Origin of the sequence: Bradyrhizobium sp. (assembly GCF_016213215.1) — a bacterium.
Lineage (GTDB): Bacteria > Pseudomonadota > Alphaproteobacteria > Rhizobiales > Xanthobacteraceae > Bradyrhizobium.
In genome coordinates this window covers 1-14,520 of record NZ_JACRAW010000050.1, presented here as the reverse complement: position 1 = coordinate 14,520, position 14,520 = coordinate 1, and the positions used below count along the sequence as shown (strand labels likewise).

The 14,520-nt window shown below is 64.7% G+C and carries 15 protein-coding genes, 1 tRNA gene and 1 pseudogene; 6 read left to right on the top strand and 11 right to left on the bottom strand.

Annotated features, from left to right (window positions below):
* The 6 genes and pseudogenes from HY852_RS09735 to chpT form a co-directional block, all read right to left on the bottom strand.
* A pseudogene (locus tag HY852_RS09735) lies at positions 1–242 on the bottom strand (chemotaxis protein CheR); the annotation flags it as partial.
* On the bottom strand, positions 239–1,417 hold the full coding sequence (locus tag HY852_RS09730; protein WP_291604371.1) for a chemotaxis response regulator protein-glutamate methylesterase: 1,179 nt from the start codon (positions 1,415–1,417) through the stop codon (positions 239–241). The gene HY852_RS09730 and the pseudogene HY852_RS09735, both read right to left, overlap by 4 nt.
* Positions 1,418–1,489: 72 nt before the next feature.
* Entirely contained in the window at positions 1,490–1,855 is a 366-nt protein-coding gene (locus HY852_RS09725; RefSeq protein ID WP_291604370.1) for a response regulator, read from the bottom strand.
* A gap of 69 nt (positions 1,856–1,924) precedes the next feature.
* Positions 1,925–2,395 carry a chemotaxis protein CheW gene (locus HY852_RS09720; protein WP_291604369.1) on the bottom strand — a complete coding sequence of 157 codons (471 nt, stop codon included), beginning with the start codon at positions 2,393–2,395 and terminating at the stop codon, positions 1,925–1,927.
* A 13-nt stretch (positions 2,396–2,408) separates the two neighbouring features.
* Positions 2,409–5,246 carry a hybrid sensor histidine kinase/response regulator gene (locus tag HY852_RS09715; protein ID WP_291604368.1) on the bottom strand — a complete coding sequence of 946 codons (2,838 nt, stop codon included), beginning with the start codon at positions 5,244–5,246 and terminating at the stop codon, positions 2,409–2,411.
* Between the two features lie 219 nt (positions 5,247–5,465).
* Positions 5,466–6,113, bottom strand: a complete 648-nt coding sequence (chpT, locus tag HY852_RS09710) for a histidine phosphotransferase ChpT (protein WP_291604367.1) — start codon at positions 6,111–6,113, stop codon at positions 5,466–5,468.
* 215 nt (positions 6,114–6,328) lie between these two features.
* Here chpT and HY852_RS09705 point away from each other — a divergent pair, with 215 nt between their 5' ends.
* Entirely contained in the window at positions 6,329–7,168 is an 840-nt protein-coding gene (locus HY852_RS09705) for a 3'(2'),5'-bisphosphate nucleotidase CysQ (protein WP_291604366.1), read from the top strand.
* Here the strand turns inward: HY852_RS09705 and HY852_RS09700 are convergent.
* On the bottom strand, positions 7,162–7,665 hold the full coding sequence (locus HY852_RS09700; protein WP_291604365.1) for a YHS domain-containing (seleno)protein: 504 nt from the start codon (positions 7,663–7,665) through the stop codon (positions 7,162–7,164). The two genes, HY852_RS09705 and HY852_RS09700, sit on opposite strands and share 7 nt — an antisense overlap.
* Positions 7,666–7,779: 114 nt before the next feature.
* Here HY852_RS09700 and HY852_RS09695 point away from each other — a divergent pair, with 114 nt between their 5' ends.
* The 3 genes from HY852_RS09695 (at position 7,780) to HY852_RS09685 (ending at position 10,023) form a co-directional block, all read left to right on the top strand.
* Positions 7,780–8,385: a DUF1134 domain-containing protein gene (locus HY852_RS09695; RefSeq protein WP_291604364.1), complete on the top strand. Its 606-nt coding sequence runs from the start codon at positions 7,780–7,782 to the stop codon at positions 8,383–8,385.
* Between the two features lie 119 nt (positions 8,386–8,504).
* Positions 8,505–9,797, top strand: coding sequence for a hypothetical protein (locus tag HY852_RS09690; RefSeq protein ID WP_291604363.1), 1,293 nt, complete (start codon positions 8,505–8,507; stop codon positions 9,795–9,797).
* Between the two features lie 151 nt (positions 9,798–9,948).
* Positions 9,949–10,023: transfer RNA gene (locus HY852_RS09685), tRNA-Val, on the top strand.
* Between the two features lie 72 nt (positions 10,024–10,095).
* On the opposite strand, the gene HY852_RS09680 is transcribed toward HY852_RS09685, so the two are convergent.
* Positions 10,096–10,443: a hypothetical protein gene (locus tag HY852_RS09680; RefSeq protein WP_291604361.1), complete on the bottom strand. Its 348-nt coding sequence runs from the start codon at positions 10,441–10,443 to the stop codon at positions 10,096–10,098.
* A gap of 311 nt (positions 10,444–10,754) precedes the next feature.
* Complete coding sequence (locus HY852_RS09675) at positions 10,755–11,210, bottom strand: hypothetical protein (RefSeq protein ID WP_291604359.1); 456 nt, start codon at positions 11,208–11,210, stop codon at positions 10,755–10,757.
* A gap of 269 nt (positions 11,211–11,479) precedes the next feature.
* Here HY852_RS09675 and HY852_RS09670 point away from each other — a divergent pair, with 269 nt between their 5' ends.
* Complete coding sequence (locus HY852_RS09670; RefSeq protein ID WP_291604358.1) at positions 11,480–11,710, top strand: DUF3551 domain-containing protein; 231 nt, start codon at positions 11,480–11,482, stop codon at positions 11,708–11,710.
* A gap of 86 nt (positions 11,711–11,796) precedes the next feature.
* Here the strand turns inward: HY852_RS09670 and HY852_RS09665 are convergent, their stop codons facing one another.
* The gene (locus tag HY852_RS09665; RefSeq protein WP_291604357.1) at positions 11,797–12,312 is read right to left on the bottom strand and encodes a hypothetical protein; all 516 of its coding nucleotides are present in this window, start codon (positions 12,310–12,312) and stop codon (positions 11,797–11,799) included.
* A gap of 36 nt (positions 12,313–12,348) precedes the next feature.
* Entirely contained in the window at positions 12,349–13,896 is a 1,548-nt protein-coding gene (locus HY852_RS09660) for an acetolactate synthase large subunit (protein WP_291604356.1), read from the bottom strand.
* Positions 13,897–14,160: 264 nt separating this feature from the next.
* On the opposite strand from HY852_RS09660, the gene HY852_RS09655 reads away from it, so the two are divergent.
* A partial coding sequence (locus tag HY852_RS09655) for a L,D-transpeptidase (RefSeq protein ID WP_291604355.1) occupies positions 14,161–14,520 on the top strand: 360 nt, incomplete at its 3' end.

Genomic DNA, 14,520 nt, shown 5'->3' with positions numbered 1-14,520 from the left:
TCGAACGGGGTCTTGTCGCGAAAGAAGAAGGTCTCGTTGGTGGTCATGGCCTCGACCACCTCGGTCGCAAGCTGGCCGTTGCTCCTGATCCGCTCGACGAGCTCCGAAATGCCGTCAAGACCGGCTTTCCGGGCAAGCGGCGTCAGACGGCTTTCGACCAGATATTGTTTGTCGGCGGAGAGATCGAGACCGGAACGTTCTTTCAGGAACTTACGCAGGTACTCATAGTCCAAAGACGTCACGAACGGTCTCCCGAAAACAGCCGGTTGAGCTTCGGCGCAATCTGGCTGAGCGGCAGGACGGCGGCGCAGATGCCCGCGTTCGCCGCAGCGCCCGGCATTCCCCACACCACGCTCGTGGCTTCGTCCTGCGCGATCACGCTTCCGCCGGCGGCCACGATTTCCTTGCCCCCGCGCATTCCGTCCGAGCCCATGCCGGTCAGGATCACGGCAAGGATGCTGCCGCGCCAGACGTCGATCGCCGACATGAACAGCGGATCGACGGCGGGCTTGCAGAAATTGACCGGCGGCCCATCGTCCAGCGCGATCATTGCATCAGCGCCCTGACGTGCCACGCGCATGTGCTTGCCGCCCGGGGCAAGATAGATCTGGCCCGGTTTGATCGTCTCGCCGTCCACGGCCTCGCGCGCCGGCCGGTGGCTCGAGCGCGCCAGATGCTCGGCGAGAATGGTGGTGAACGTTGGTGGCATGTGCTGGGTGATCAGCACCGGAAAGCGGTCGATGACGGGACCGAGGTCGGCCACCACCGACATCAGCGCCTGCGGGCCGCCGGTCGACGAGCCGATCAGAAGCACACGCGGCGCCTGCGTCGAGAACGAGCGGCGCGCCAACGGCTGGGCGGGTGCGACGGGCGCCGCGCGGGCTGCGGGCTCGCGCGCGCGATCGGGCGCGGCGGGGGAGGACGGCGCGAGCAGCGGGCTCGGCGTCACGGCGGGCTTGCGACGCAGCCTGCCGCCGAGCTGCCGGATCTTTTCGATCAAATCGTGCCGAAAGAGGTCGGCGGCGCCCGCCTCGCGCGTGCTCTCCGGCTTGGGAATGTAGTCTGCGGCGCCGAGCGAGAGCGCCTTGAAGCTGATCTCCGCGTTGCGACGGGTCAGCGTGGAGGCCATGATGACGACGAGATCGCGCTTCTTGGCCAGCATTTGCGGAAGCGCAGAAATGCCGTCGAGCTCGGGCATTTCGATGTCGAGCACGGCGACGTCGGGATCGACGCGCTCAAGCTGGTTGACCGCCTCGAGTCCGGTGCGCAGCGACGCTGCGACCACCATATCGGACTCGGCGCTGATCCAGCGCGAAATCAGCCCCCTGATGACGACGGAATCGTCGACCACCATGACGCGCAGCGGCCCCTCCCTGGTCACGGGAGGAGACGGATTACTTGCAAACGCAACACCCATTACTCACCAGCTGCCGCTTCAGGCGGCACATTCTTGACGCGTCCGGGGTTTCGGTCCTCCGGACGAAACCGTTCAGATCAGGCCGACTTCCTGGAATTTCGCAGTCACGATTTCCTTGTCGAACGGCTTCATGATGTACTCGTTGGCGCCTGCGTGCAGCGCGCGGGCGATATGCGCGACATCGTTCTCGGTCGTGCAGAACACGACCTTGGGCTGGTCACCGCCCGGCATGCGGCGCAGATTGCCGAGAAATTCGTAGCCGTCCATGATCGGCATGTTCCAGTCGAGCAGCACCGCGTCCGGCAATCCGCGTCTGCAGATCTCCAGCGCCTTTTCTCCGTCTTCCGCCTCCATGATCTGGAAATCCAGGCCTTCAAGGATGCGGCGCGCAACCTTGCGGATGACGCTGGAGTCATCAACGACGAGACACGTTCTCATATTGGCCTCTATTTCCTTTTCCCGAGCGGGACACTTCCAATTGCAACTCACACGGCGCGGGCACCCGGCCTACGCCGCCATCATCTCCGGCGAGAGCTCGAGCACGCGATCGACATCGAGGACGACCATCAGCTGGCCGTCGAGCCTGTGCACGCCGCCGGCGAGCTTGGCCATGCGAGGATCGAGATTGACGGGGTTTTCCTCCTTGCCTTCCTCGGGCAGGCGCAGCACCTCGCCGATCTGGTCGATCAAGAGACCATAGGACTCTCCGCGCAGATCGACACCCACCGCCATCGGCGGCTTGCCGTCTTCCGGCTTGGGCAGGCCGAGGCGGGCGCGCATGTCGACGACGGTGACGATGCGGCCGCGAAGGTTCAACACGCCGGAGATTTCACGTGACGCCAGCGGCACCCGCGTCACCCGCTCCGGCATGAACACGTCCTGAACGCGGGAGATGGGCAGGCCGAACAATTGTCCGCCGATCATGGCGGTAACGTATTCGGCCATGGCGCCCTCGGCACTCTGGGTCTTGGTGCTCATCAATCAAGCCTCCTCACGCCGCCCGGCTCATCTCGCAGTTCCCGCCATTTCCGGCGCCGGCTGTGGTCTGCTCCTTCAGCGCCGCGATCAGACCGGGGCGATCGAACTTGGCAACGTAGTCGTGGAATCCGGCCTGCCGTCCGCGCTCGATGGCCGCTGGCGAGACCAGCGCGGAGAGACCGATGATCGGCACGGCGTTCAGGTTGTGATCGGCCCGGATCGACTCGGCGAACTCGAAGCCGTTCATGTCGGGCATTTCGATGTCGGTCAGGACCACGTCGAAGGTCTGGCCGGACCGCAGCGCGGTGAGCCCCTCCTGCGCGGTGGACGCGGTACGTACCCGGTAGCCGGCCGCTTTCAGCACCGGCGCCAGCATGTTGCGGAAGAAGGCGCTGTCGTCGACCAGAAGCACCGATTGCGAGGACGCCGAGGGGCGCATCTCCTTGCGGCTGAACCAATCAGCGAAGGCCATCGGCAGGAAGTAGCCGACGTCGATCACCTCCGTCGCCTGCCCCTTGATCACGGCCGAGCCGAGAATGCCCGCCCCCGAGCCTGCAACCTCGATGTTGAGCCGTTCCTCGACGATGTCGATGATCTCGTCGACCACCAGACCCATCGAGCGGCCGTCGTCCGCGAACACCAGAATCGGCTGCGTGCCCTGGCTGGCGATGGTTACGCCTTCCATGGCGACCAGCGGCATCAACTGCTCGCGGTACTGCACCATGTAGCGGCCGTTGGAGAACTCGATCTTGTCGGCCGGGAGCTCCTCCAGGCGCGTGACGAGCCCGAGCGGCACCGCCTTGGGCTGGGTCGAACCGGCGCGGAACACCAGGAGCGAGGTGGCCTGTTCGCCGGAAGAGGCATGGTGGGCGGCGTTCTCGTCGGAGATCTCGTGGGAGCCCGAGCCGGCGGCGCCGAGCGCCTTGGCGATGCCGTTGGGATCGATGATCATGATGACCGCGCCGTCGCCAAGGATGGTGTTGCCGGAGAACATGTCGATATGACGCAGCTTGGTCGACATCGGCTTGACCACGATTTCCTCGGTGTGGAACACGCCGTCGACCACGATGCCGAAGGTCTGGCTGCCGACCTGGGTAACGACGATAAAGCCGTTCTCGGGATCGGATGAGGAGCCGTCGTCGATCTTGAGCAGCTTCTTCAGGTGCATCAGGGGCAGCAGCTTGTTGCGCAGGCGCAGGACCGCGGTGTCCTTGATCCGCTCGATGCGATGCTCGGAGTTGGCGCGCGCGCGCACCAGTTCGACCACGGACAATTGCGGGATGGCGAAGCGGTCGCCGGCGGCTTCAACGATCAGCGCCGACACGATCGCCAGCGTCAGCGGGATCTTGATGGTGACCGAGCAGCCTTCGCCGGCCACCGACTTGACGTCGATGATGCCGCCGATCTGGTCGATATTCGTGCGCACCACGTCCATGCCGACACCGCGGCCGGAGACGGCGGTGACCTGGGTTGCGGTGGAGAAACCCGGAGCAAAGATGAACTTGTGGACCTGGGCTTCGCTCATCTTGTCGAGCTCGGCCTCGCTGACGAGGCCGTTTGCGAGCGCCTTGGCCCTGATCTTGTCGGTATTGAGCCCGCGTCCGTTGTCGGCGATGCAGATGATGATGTGACCGCCCTCGTGATAGGCGGACAGCCGGATCGTGCCCTGCTCCGGCTTGCCGGCCGCGAGCCGCTCGGCGGGCGTCTCGAGGCCGTGGTCGGCGGAGTTGCGCACCATGTGCGTGAGCGGATCCTTGATCAGGTCGAGCACCTGACGGTCGAGCTCGGTGTCTGCACCGTGCATCTCCAGCTCGATCTGCTTGCCGAGTTCGCCCGACAGGTCGCGCACGATGCGCGGCAGCTTCTGCCAGGCATTGCCGATCGGCTGCATGCGCGTCTTCATGACGCCTTCCTGCAGTTCGGCCGTGACGTTGGAGAGACGCTGCAACGGCACCTTGAATTCGGTGTCCTCGTTGCGGCGACTGATCTCGAGGAGCTGGTTGCGCGTCAGGACCAGCTCCGAAACCATGGTCATCAGATGTTCAAGCGTATCCACATTGACGCGGATCGACTGGTTGGCGACGCGGTCAGCCTCGCTGGTGGTCTCCTCCGACGTCGACTTCTTCGCCGAGGGCTTTGCCTCCTTGCTGTCCTTGGCCGCCGCGGGCTGCGGTGCGAAAGCAGCGGGCTGCGCCTTCGGCATCGGCACTTCGGCCTTGGTGTCGCGGAAGGCACGCTCCAGTTCATCCAGCGAGACTTCGCCCGGGCGCAGAGGCCGCTCGAGCGTCTGCGCCACCAGGTTACCCTCGGTGAGCTGGGGCAGAGGTGGCTCGGCATCGTCTTCCGAGTTTGTCGGATCGGGCGCAAGCGGCGGCGCCACGGCGGAGGCCACCGGCTCATCGGCAGGCGTGCCCGATGGCATCGGCTGCGCCGAGCCGGGCGGCATCGGCTGCGCCGAGCCGGACATCGCCGCCATGCCCTGCACGACCATCGCTTCGAGCTTGTCGATCAGGTCGCGGTCACTGCCTTCAGGTTCTGCTTCGGTTGCCTCCAGTCCCGCAAGGATCTCCTTGATGCGATCGATCGAGGAAAGGATCAGCGTCACTGCGTCCGCCGTCACCGGCATGCCGTCGCGGAACTTGCCCATCAACGTCTCGCCCGCGTGCGCGAGAGCCTCCAGCCGCGGCAGTCCGAGGAAGCCGCAGGTACCCTTGATCGTGTGAACGAGGCGGAAGATGTTGTCCAGGATCTTGGCGTTGTTCGGCTCCTGCTCGAACTTCACCAGCTGGTTGTCGACGGTGTCCAAGCTCTCGCTCGTTTCCGTCAGAAACTCCCTCAACAGGTCATCCATGAAAACTGGCCTTCGTATACACGAGCGCGCGCCGGCGCACCTCTTGGAATGAGGCCAGCTTCACCGGAAACCGTTTAATATTAGTTGCATAAGTGCAAAAGGACGCGCTCAACAATGAGATAACGCGTCCGCTGCAATCAAAGGCGTCTCATAAAGGGTCGGTTAACCATAACCTCTGTCGAGACGCGTTAGCAAAGCGGTAACGAGGCAGCTCCGCATTCACGAAGCGGTAACGACCACGGCCTCGCCTTCCGGCGCCAATGCCACGTTAAGTCCGCACGATTCTGCGAGCAGACGCGTGTAATACGGCTGCACGGCATGCGCATCCGTCGCCGGACCGCGGCTGCCGCTGAGCAGCTCCGCGATGTTCTGCGGCAGGCGCGCGTTCAGTCCGGATGCGGTGACGCGGAAGCTCATCGTCTCGCCCTCGCCGACCGGATCCACGGTCAGCGTGCCGCCGCGTGGAATGGTCTGCTGCGCGATCACGAGCATGTTGAGCAGCAGCTTGACCCTGTTCTTCGGCAACAGCACGCGCGGCAAGTTCCACGTGATGGTGCACTTGCCGTCTTCAATGTGTCCGCGCGCCATGGTTTGCGCGTCACCGAGATCGATCTGCGCGCCCGATGATCCGGCCGCGCCGAACGCCAGCCGACAGAACTGCAACCGCGCGGAAGCAGTCCTGGCGCTCTTGCGGATCAGATCGAGTGCGAACTCGCGATCTTCCGGCTTCGGATTGTCGTCCAGAACCTCGAGACCGTTGACGATGGCGCCCACAGGACTGATGAGATCGTGGCAGACTCGCGAGCACAAGAGCGCCGCGAGTTCGAGCCTATCGGGATCGGGACCGGGTGACGAAGTGCCAGACATAGGATTTTCCTGGATTTGCGCGGCGGCGACGGCGAATCACACCTGCCAGAGGGGTGATCCGATTTCTAACATTTCGCATCCCGCTACAGCTAGCGCCGATCGGGATGCTACAAGATCGCCGTGACAGAAGATAAGACCCCGGCGACTTGAGTTGACCTCGGGCTTTGGCGCCGGAGACCCGCGCGGAAAAATCGAGGACATGATGAGGCCTGGAGATGAATGAAGCACGCGGTTCCGGTGCCCTGATCGATGCTGATGAAGCAGCACGCCTGATCGAGCCGCTCACGGCTTTGGCGGTGGAAGCCGGCCTTGCCATTCTTTCCGTCGATCGCTCCGCGATGAGGATCGAGGGCAAGCCCGACGGATCGCCGGTAACGGAGGCCGATCTCGCCGCCGACCGCATCATCGGCGAAGGGCTTGCTCGACTCCTTCCCGATCTGCCCGCGGTCTCGGAGGAACGGGCACACCTGATGAGAGGGCCCTTTCGCGGCAGCTTCGTCCTGATCGATCCCCTCGACGGCACCAAGGAATTCGTGGCCGGCAGGGACGAATTCACCGTGAATATCGCGCTGGTCACCGACGGCCTGCCCTTGCTCGGGATCGTCGGCGCCCCGGCCTTGGGCGTGGTGTGGCGCGGCATCGTGGGGCGCGGCGCCGAACGGCTGCGGATTGACGGCGCCTCCATGGGCGAGGCCGAGCCGATCCATGCCAGGCCCATGCCCAGCCGGGGCGAGCCCTGGGTCGCCGCCGTCAGCCGGTCGCACGGCGATGCTCGCACCGAGGCGTTCATCGCGGGCCGGCCTGGCGCGATCCGGCAGGCGCTCGGCTCGGCGGTCAAATTCGGGAGGGTCGCGGAGGGGCAGGTCGATGTCTATCCCCGGCTTGCGCCAACCTCGGAGTGGGATGTCGCAGCCGGCTGTGCGGTCGTTACCGCGGCGGGCGGCAGGATCACCGACGCCAAGGGGGCCGAGGTGCGCTTTGGCGAAAGGCAGGAGGGATTCATCGTCCCGGAATTCATCGCCTGGGGCGACCCTGCGGCACTCGCCGGCTATTGAGCCAGCTTTTGCTCGACCTCAGGCCAATGCGCGTCGGCTGCGCGCCGCAGGCGCTCGGGATCGGCGGCAAAGGCATCCCGATTGGCCTCGCGGCCAAAGAGATAGAGCCTCTCGCCCGCAATCAGCCAAAATCGCGGGTTGCCCGGGTAGGCAACGCCTCTGGCCACCTCGATCGGGTCGTAGCCCCCGAATCGGGGCCCGTAGATTTCCGGATGCGCGAGAAAGGAAGCCCGGTTGCCCTCATTGCAGAAGCGCCAGACGACACCGGCCTGCGCCGCCTCGAACTGCTCCAGCCCCCGGGCGGGCTGGCCGTCGACGAAATAAGCCACCGGGTCGAACCCCTCGATGGCGAGCCCGCTGAAGCGATTGACTACCACCCGCTCGGTGGTCGTGGCCCGGGCGGCAAAGTCATGGCCGACCGCGCAAAAGCCTGCCAGAACACCAATCAAGGCGATTCCGGGGCGCCAGCCTTTCTTTTCCTGCCGTTGTACCGTCATAGTTGCTGCGGATAACATTCCGAGTCGTGAGCATATTCGACGCAACCTAGGGCCAGCGCGTTGGCGTCCGGTTAAGGGTGCGGCTGGGTTTTCGACGTAGCAGGGGTTTCTTCCATGACTTTCGCATCACGCCTTGCCGCGGTGGCGCTCGCCGCGTTGATGGGCTGGATCGTGCCGGCCTCGGCGCAGCAGGCGCCGCCGCCCAACATGCCCCCGCCCCAGCGCAGCCCGAGCCCGAGCACCTACGGGCCGGACGAACTGGTAACGGCTGGACACCGCTTCTTCGGCAACGTCTCGCGCGGGCTGGCCTCGATCATCGAGCGCGCCGTCAGTCAATGGGGCCTGCCGAACGGCTATATCCTGGGCGAGGAAGGCTCGGGCGCGTTCGTGGCCGGGTTGCGGTATGGCGAAGGCACGCTCTACACCAAGAATGCCGGGGACCTTAAGGTTTTTTGGCAGGGGCCTTCGGTCGGCTTTGACTGGGGCGGCGATGGCGCCCGCACCATGACGCTGGTCTATAACCTGCCCGCGACCGGTGCCATCTACCAGCGCTTCGCCGGCATCGACGGGTCGGCCTACGTCATCGGCGGCTTCGGCATGACTGCGCTCACCGCCAACAACATCGTGCTGGTACCGATCCGCTCCGGCATCGGGCTCAGGCTCGGGGCCAATATCGGCTATCTGAAGTACACGCCGCAAGCGACCTGGAACCCCTTCTGAGCGAAGGCGGTCTCTTCACGAACAGATTCACGTTAACAAGCGGGCGGGGCTGGCCTTTTGCCGCCCCGCCATGGCATTGTGTTTGGTAAATTTTTCCTTGGCTCTGGGAGTGGTGGCTCATGGTCGAACCGATCATGTACCTGGCGATCGGCTTTTTGATCGCGATGCTGTGCGCGCTCGCGGTAGTCCCACTCGTGCACAACCGCGCGGTGCGGCTGACCACGCGCCGGTTGGAGGCCGCCACGCCGCTGTCGATGGCCGAGATCCAGGCTGACAAGGACCAGCTGCGCGCGGAGTTTGCCATGTCGGCTCGGCGCCTCGAAATGAATGTCGAGCAGCTGAAGAACAGGACGACCAGCCAGCTCGCCGAACTCGGCAAGAAGACGGACGCGATCAACCGCATGAAGATCGAGCTCGGCGAAAAGAACGCCACGATCTTCGCGCTGGAGGCGCGTGAGAAGGCAATGAAGGAGCAGCTTCGCGCCACCGAGGAGGAGTTCAACACCAAGACGGAGGCGCTGCGCGCGGCCGAGCAGGCGCTGGCCGAAAAACAGAGCGAGCTCGCCAAGCTCAATTCCGAGCTGTCCGACCGCTCGATGACCGCGGAGAGCCGCCAGGTCGAGCTGGTGGCGGTGCGGACGCAGATCGAGGGATTGAAGAGCCGCGTCGGCGACGCCGAGAAGGAGTTCGCCGCAACGCAATCGCGACTCGCGCAGGAGCGCAGCCAGTCCGAGACGGCTTCGCGCGAGCTGGCAGAAGCGCGCGGCCGGGTGGAGAATTTGAGCCAGCGCGTCACCGAGCTCGACCGGCAGCTGATCGTGCAGGTCAAGGAAACGGAGATGCTTTCCGGCCGCATCAACGACCTCGAGGCGCGGCTCTCGACCCAGGGCAAGCTGCTTGCCGAGCGCGAGTACGAGAACAACCAGTTGCGCCAGGCGAACGACAGCGCAGAGCGCACCATCAAGGACCTGCGTAGCGAGATCAGCGCGATGGGCGGCGGCAGGTCGCCGGCGATCGAAAAGCTGCGCGAGGAAAAGGCGGCGCTGGAGGACCAGCTGCGGATTGCACGCGACGAGCGCGGAAAGCTGCAACGCGACATCAATGCCATCCAGCAGCAGGCCGAAAGCTCGTGGGCGACCGAGCGCATGGAGAACGCGCTGCTGCGCGAGCGCATCAACGACATCGCCGCCGAGGTGGCGAAGCTTGCCATGCAGCTCGAGGGACCGAACTCGCCGATCGAAGCCCTGCTCGCGTCCGAGCCCGCCACCCCGGCAAGAACCGCCCCACCTCCTGCCAACGGCAGCGCGAGCAACGGGGTGGCACCGAGCTTCCCGGAGGGCGGCGGAACGCTTGCCGAACGCATCCGCGCGCTGCAGGCCCACGCCTCCCGCGCCCGGCAGCAAGGGGCCTGAGCCCGCCGCGGCCGGCCGGTCCCGGTTGCGATCAAAGGTTTTCCGCTCCAAACGGGCCTGGCAACTTGACACCGACGGCTTGCACTTCGTAAATCGCGGTTTCCAAGACCATGCACGGCGGACGAAGTCGTCCGCATCGATCGTGCATCCCGGGCGCATAGCTCAGCGGGAGAGCGTTCCCTTCACACGGGAGAGGTCCAAGGTTCGATCCCTTGTGCGCCCACCATTACCGTCACCCTTGCGACATCAGGCCTGCGCGCGCGCCGCTTCGTGAAGCGTAGCTGCGCATCCAAATGCCCTATTCGCGCAATCCGGCCAGCCGCTCGTCGCCCTCCCGCGGACGCAGACAGCCTCGGCAGATCACCAGCGCGCGGCTGAGGCGAGCCTCCTGCTCGGCCTCGTCGCGCACCCTGCCTCCGGAGTCGGAGGGCAGCGTCGCAAGCTCCTTCGCACGTTCGGGAGAGGCGCGTCTTGCCGCCGATGACGGCGCAGCGCCTGAATGCCTCGGCTGATTGGGATCTTCGCCGGCCCCGTCCCAGGCATAGCGCGGCGCCTGCGATGAGCTGTTGAAAGACTGGATGGATGGAGAGGCTGCACAGCCGGCAAGCGCCAGCGACAGGATGAAGATAGCCGGCACCTTGAACATCAACGCGGAACTCTGCTTGTGGAAATACCAAGCTTGATCTCAAACCACTAAATTTTGGCTGAACGTGGTCAAGAACCTGAGCGCGATGAGATCAGATTAAATCGTCTCGCGCTTTAGGTTCTGCATGATCTGCGCGCAAACGCGTTACGTGTGTCGCGGAAAACCGGTTCCCGCTTTGCGCTCACGACGCGGCCCTTCGGGTCCGGATCACGCTCTGGTTCACGCGCGAACTGCAACACCCCAAGACGGGGTGTTGCATGAGGCGGGCTTGCGTGCAGCTTTCCGCGACGGCGACGTCTGTCGTCCGGGCGCTACCGCTTCTCGAACGGAATGTACCTGTGGTATTCCTTCGGCACGGACCTGCGGTAGCGCGAAGGCACGGTACCGGTATCGATCGAGTGCTGGATTTCCTGCTTCCGCGTCATCTTTTTCTTCGATGCCTTTTTCTCCTCGGTGGTCTTGGCCGGTGCTGCAGAGCCGCTCGGCGCGGTGGTCGTTGCCGTCGGCGCAGTCGTTGCGGGCGGCGGCGTAGCAGTTGTTGCGGCCGGCGGCGCCGTTGCGGCGGGAGCGGTGGTTGCAGCAGGAGGAGCTGTTGCGGCAGGGGTACTTGTCGGCTCGGGAGCAGTGGTCGCGGCCGGAGGTGGCGTCGTGGTGGCCGCCGGCGGCGTGGTGGTGTCGGCACTCGGCGGAGTCTGGGCCAGCGCGATCGGCGTCTGCAGGACAAGCGCAACCGCCGCGGCGGCTGCGATGAGAAATGATCTTTGCATCAGAACCTCCAATGTGCCTGATCCGAATTCGACAAGCGTAATCCCGGTGGATGAGCGGGCGCAAGCTACCACGCCGCGATAGGCTCGACGGCCTTCTCGAACTGTGGTCGAGATCACATTCGAGGCCCGCGATCGTCTATTGAATTGAAAGCGCGGCTGCACAGGCTTTCTTGCGCTCGCGTCACTTCGCCTCATGACGGCGCTGCAAATGGAACCCCTGTCATCGATCGCGCATTGCGAAAGGAAAAGCTTACTTGAGGAGAGAAGACATGCGTCGCACCATTCCGTTGCTTCTTTCGGCAGCCACCATCATCGTGGCCACGTGGGCGTCCGTAGAGCCGGCCGAGGCCGGTCGATACTGTCTGCAAAGCAAACAGTGGGGCTACCCCGGCAATTGCAGTTTCGCGACTTATCGCCAGTGCATGGCAACGGCCTCCGGCACCGAGGCAACCTGCGGCATCAATCCCCGCCAGGCCTATGCACGCCATTGGCGTTGGTGACGTACCGGCACGATCCGGCCCGCTCACAAACGACTGATGCGAACTACTGATGACAACGCCGGAGCCGGGGATCACCCGGTTCCGCATCAATGCGTGGTCAGGCCCGCCTGCTTCAGCCGATCGTGAAACCACGCCGACAACGTCCGATCCGGCGCCCCGCCGACGTAGATTTCCGCCGACGTCACGCTCTTCCTTTCCAGGACCAGGAGCGCGCCCATCCAATAGGCAAACCAGACATGTGGATCGGTGAGCGCGCGCAGCTTGTGCTGGTCGTGCGCCAGCGGCTGATGGTTGGAGGCTTTGCGGATCTCGACGGCAAGCAGGTTCTTCGGGATCTCGCGGTTGTGCACGACGATGTCGGGATAGATCGACTTGCCGAGGTGGTCGTCCGTCGAGATGATCGAACCGTGCGGCAGATGCAGGGTCCGCTCCCCTAACCGATCGAAATCACAGTCGACCGACCAGGAGGGAAACTGTCGTTCGAGATGCACGGCAAACCGATGTGTGAGCGCGCGCTCGCCGACATCCTTCTCGAACAGAAATCCTTCCCGGGAATAGAACTCCTGAAGAGCAGTGACGACCTTGTTCAGCTCGGTATGCATGCTGCCTCCGGCCGCAGGGCGCTTCGGCGGTTTGCCTCACATCTGCACTTCGATCAGCCGCGGTCCCGGTTCGGCGATGGCCTCGGCCAGCGCCTTGTTGAAATCGTCGGCGGTCGTGACCGCCCGGCCCGGCACGCCCATTCCTCTCGCGAGCGCCACGAAATCGATGGTCGGACGATCGATCCTGAGCATATCCAGGGCGCGCTGGCCCGGCTCGCCGGCGCCTACCCCGTCGAACTCGCCGCGCAGGATCTGGTAGATGCGGTTGGCGAAAACGATCGTGACGACGTTCAAGCTCTCCCGGGCCTGCGTCCACAGCGACTGGATCGTGTACATCGCGCTGCCGTCGCCGACCATGCAGATCACCTTGCGATCGGGGCAGGCCACCGCGGCGCCGGTCGCGACGGGCGTGGAAAACCCGATCGAGCCGCCCATGTTCTGCAGCCAGTCGTGCGGCGCGGCGGCCGCGGTCGGCGGGAAGAAGCCGCGACCGGTGGTGATGGATTCGTCGACGACGATCGCGTTCTCCGGAATGGCACAGGCGATCGCCTGCGCGATGGTCGCGAAATTGAGCGCACCGGTCGGCTTGACCAGTTCCTGCACCTTCTGCGGCTTGACGTCGTGCACGGTGGCATGAAGCGCGTTCGCCAGCGCTTCGAGCGCCGCCACCGAGTTCTCGCCCCATGAGGTCATGCGATGAACCTCGCAGCCCTCCGGCTTGAGCAGGCTCGGCTTGTTCGGATAGGCGAAGAAGGCCACCGGGTCGTTGGCCTCGACCAGCACGATGTGGCGGAAGTCCTTCAGGATCGGCAGCGCCTGTTCGATGACATAGGGGATGCGGTCGATCGAGAAACGGCCGCGGCCGCGCGCCATTCGCGGATGGTAGGTCTGGCCCATCACCTTGCAGCCGGTTTTCCCGGCGATCCGCTGCGCCAGCGCAAGACCATGCTCGCTGAGCGCGCTGCCGGTGATGAGCACGAGCGTGCGCTCGCCGTTGCCGTGCAGCACCCGCGCCGCATGCTCGACCGCCTGCGGCGAATAGCCCGGGCGCTGGTTTTCCAGCGGAACCTCGGCAATGCCGTCGGCCTCATTCCAGGCGGTGTCGGCGGGTAGGATCAGGGTCGCGATCTGCGGCGGCGAGCTCTTGGCCGCGGCGATCGCGGCTGCCCCGTCGGCGGCAACCGACCTGGCGTCCGGCGAGGTGCGGACCCAGGCCGACATCGGCCGCGCCAGGCCTTCGATGTCGGAGGTCAGCGGCGCGTTGTAGCCGATGTGGTAGCTGGCATGCTGGCCGACGATGTTGACGATGCCGGAATGCGCCTTCTTGGCGTTGTGGAGATTGGCAAGGCCGTTGGCGAGCCCGGGGCCGAGATGCAGCAGCGTCGAGGCCGGCGTTCCCTTCATGCGGAAATAGCCGTCGGCCGCGCCTGTCACCACGCCTTCGAACAGGCCGAGCACGCAACGCATGCCTTCGACACGGTCGAGCGCTGCGACAAAATGCATCTCCGAGGTGCCGGGATTGGTAAAGCAGACGTCGACCCCGCCATTGACCAGGGTCCGCACCAGACTTTCCGCGCCGTTCATCGTTCCACTCCCGTTGGGGGCATTCGCTTCCATCCGCTACCGATCAACCATTGTTCGCAGCTTTCGTCAAAGGATTAGCGGGCAAGGCAGCCACGCTTCCCGCCGGGACGATCTTTCTTGGCTAACGGCCGGTTGGGCCTTGAGGCGGTGTGAATTCGGTAACAGCAATCTTCGAAATTTTTCTTTCCTCACGCGGCCGTGGCTTGCGAAACGATGACAAATATGGCCTGTCTTCGCCCGGATCGATCTAGGTTGGGGAAGACAATGAACCGGATATCTGCCGCGCTCTTTGCAACGGCGGCTCTTCTGATCGGCGGCACGACCGCACATGCCGAGTTTCTCGATTCGCGCGACTTCATGGGCGGATCGAATTTCTTCAGGGGCGGATCGAGCCCGATTTCCCGTCAGACCGTCTACTACCCCACTCAATATGCGCCGGGCACGATCGTGGTGAATACCGCCGAGCGACGGCTATATCTGGTCCTGCCCAACGGCCAGGCTCTCCGCTACGGCATCGGCGTCGGCCGCGACGGCTTCCGCTGGGGCGGGGTGCATCGCATCAGCGCCAAGAAGGAATGGCCGAGCTGGACGCCCCCGGCGCAGATGCTCCATCGCCGTCCCGAC

Excerpts from the sequence above, each read along its gene's own strand:
- HY852_RS09675 (WP_291604359.1), bottom strand. The coding sequence starts at position 11,210 with ATGCAAAGATCATTTCTCATCGCAGCCGCCGCGGCGGTTGCGCTTGTC.
- HY852_RS09730 (WP_291604371.1), bottom strand. The coding sequence starts at position 1,417 with ATGGGTGTTGCGTTTGCAAGTAATCCGTCTCCTCCCGTGACCAGGGAG.
- HY852_RS09680 (WP_291604361.1), bottom strand. The coding sequence starts at position 10,443 with ATGTTCAAGGTGCCGGCTATCTTCATCCTGTCGCTGGCGCTTGCCGGC.
- chpT (WP_291604367.1), bottom strand. The coding sequence starts at position 6,113 with ATGTCTGGCACTTCGTCACCCGGTCCCGATCCCGATAGGCTCGAACTC.
- HY852_RS09720 (WP_291604369.1), bottom strand. The coding sequence starts at position 2,395 with ATGAGCACCAAGACCCAGAGTGCCGAGGGCGCCATGGCCGAATACGTT.
- HY852_RS09660 (WP_291604356.1), bottom strand. The coding sequence starts at position 13,896 with ATGAACGGCGCGGAAAGTCTGGTGCGGACCCTGGTCAATGGCGGGGTC.
- HY852_RS09670 (WP_291604358.1), top strand. The coding sequence starts at position 11,480 with ATGCGTCGCACCATTCCGTTGCTTCTTTCGGCAGCCACCATCATCGTG.
- HY852_RS09715 (WP_291604368.1), bottom strand. The coding sequence starts at position 5,246 with ATGGATGACCTGTTGAGGGAGTTTCTGACGGAAACGAGCGAGAGCTTG.
- HY852_RS09700 (WP_291604365.1), bottom strand. The coding sequence starts at position 7,665 with ATGACGGTACAACGGCAGGAAAAGAAAGGCTGGCGCCCCGGAATCGCC.
- HY852_RS09725 (WP_291604370.1), bottom strand. The coding sequence starts at position 1,855 with ATGAGAACGTGTCTCGTCGTTGATGACTCCAGCGTCATCCGCAAGGTT.
- HY852_RS09705 (WP_291604366.1), top strand. The coding sequence starts at position 6,329 with ATGAATGAAGCACGCGGTTCCGGTGCCCTGATCGATGCTGATGAAGCA.
- HY852_RS09690 (WP_291604363.1), top strand. The coding sequence starts at position 8,505 with ATGGTCGAACCGATCATGTACCTGGCGATCGGCTTTTTGATCGCGATG.
- HY852_RS09665 (WP_291604357.1), bottom strand. The coding sequence starts at position 12,312 with ATGCATACCGAGCTGAACAAGGTCGTCACTGCTCTTCAGGAGTTCTAT.
- HY852_RS09695 (WP_291604364.1), top strand. The coding sequence starts at position 7,780 with ATGACTTTCGCATCACGCCTTGCCGCGGTGGCGCTCGCCGCGTTGATG.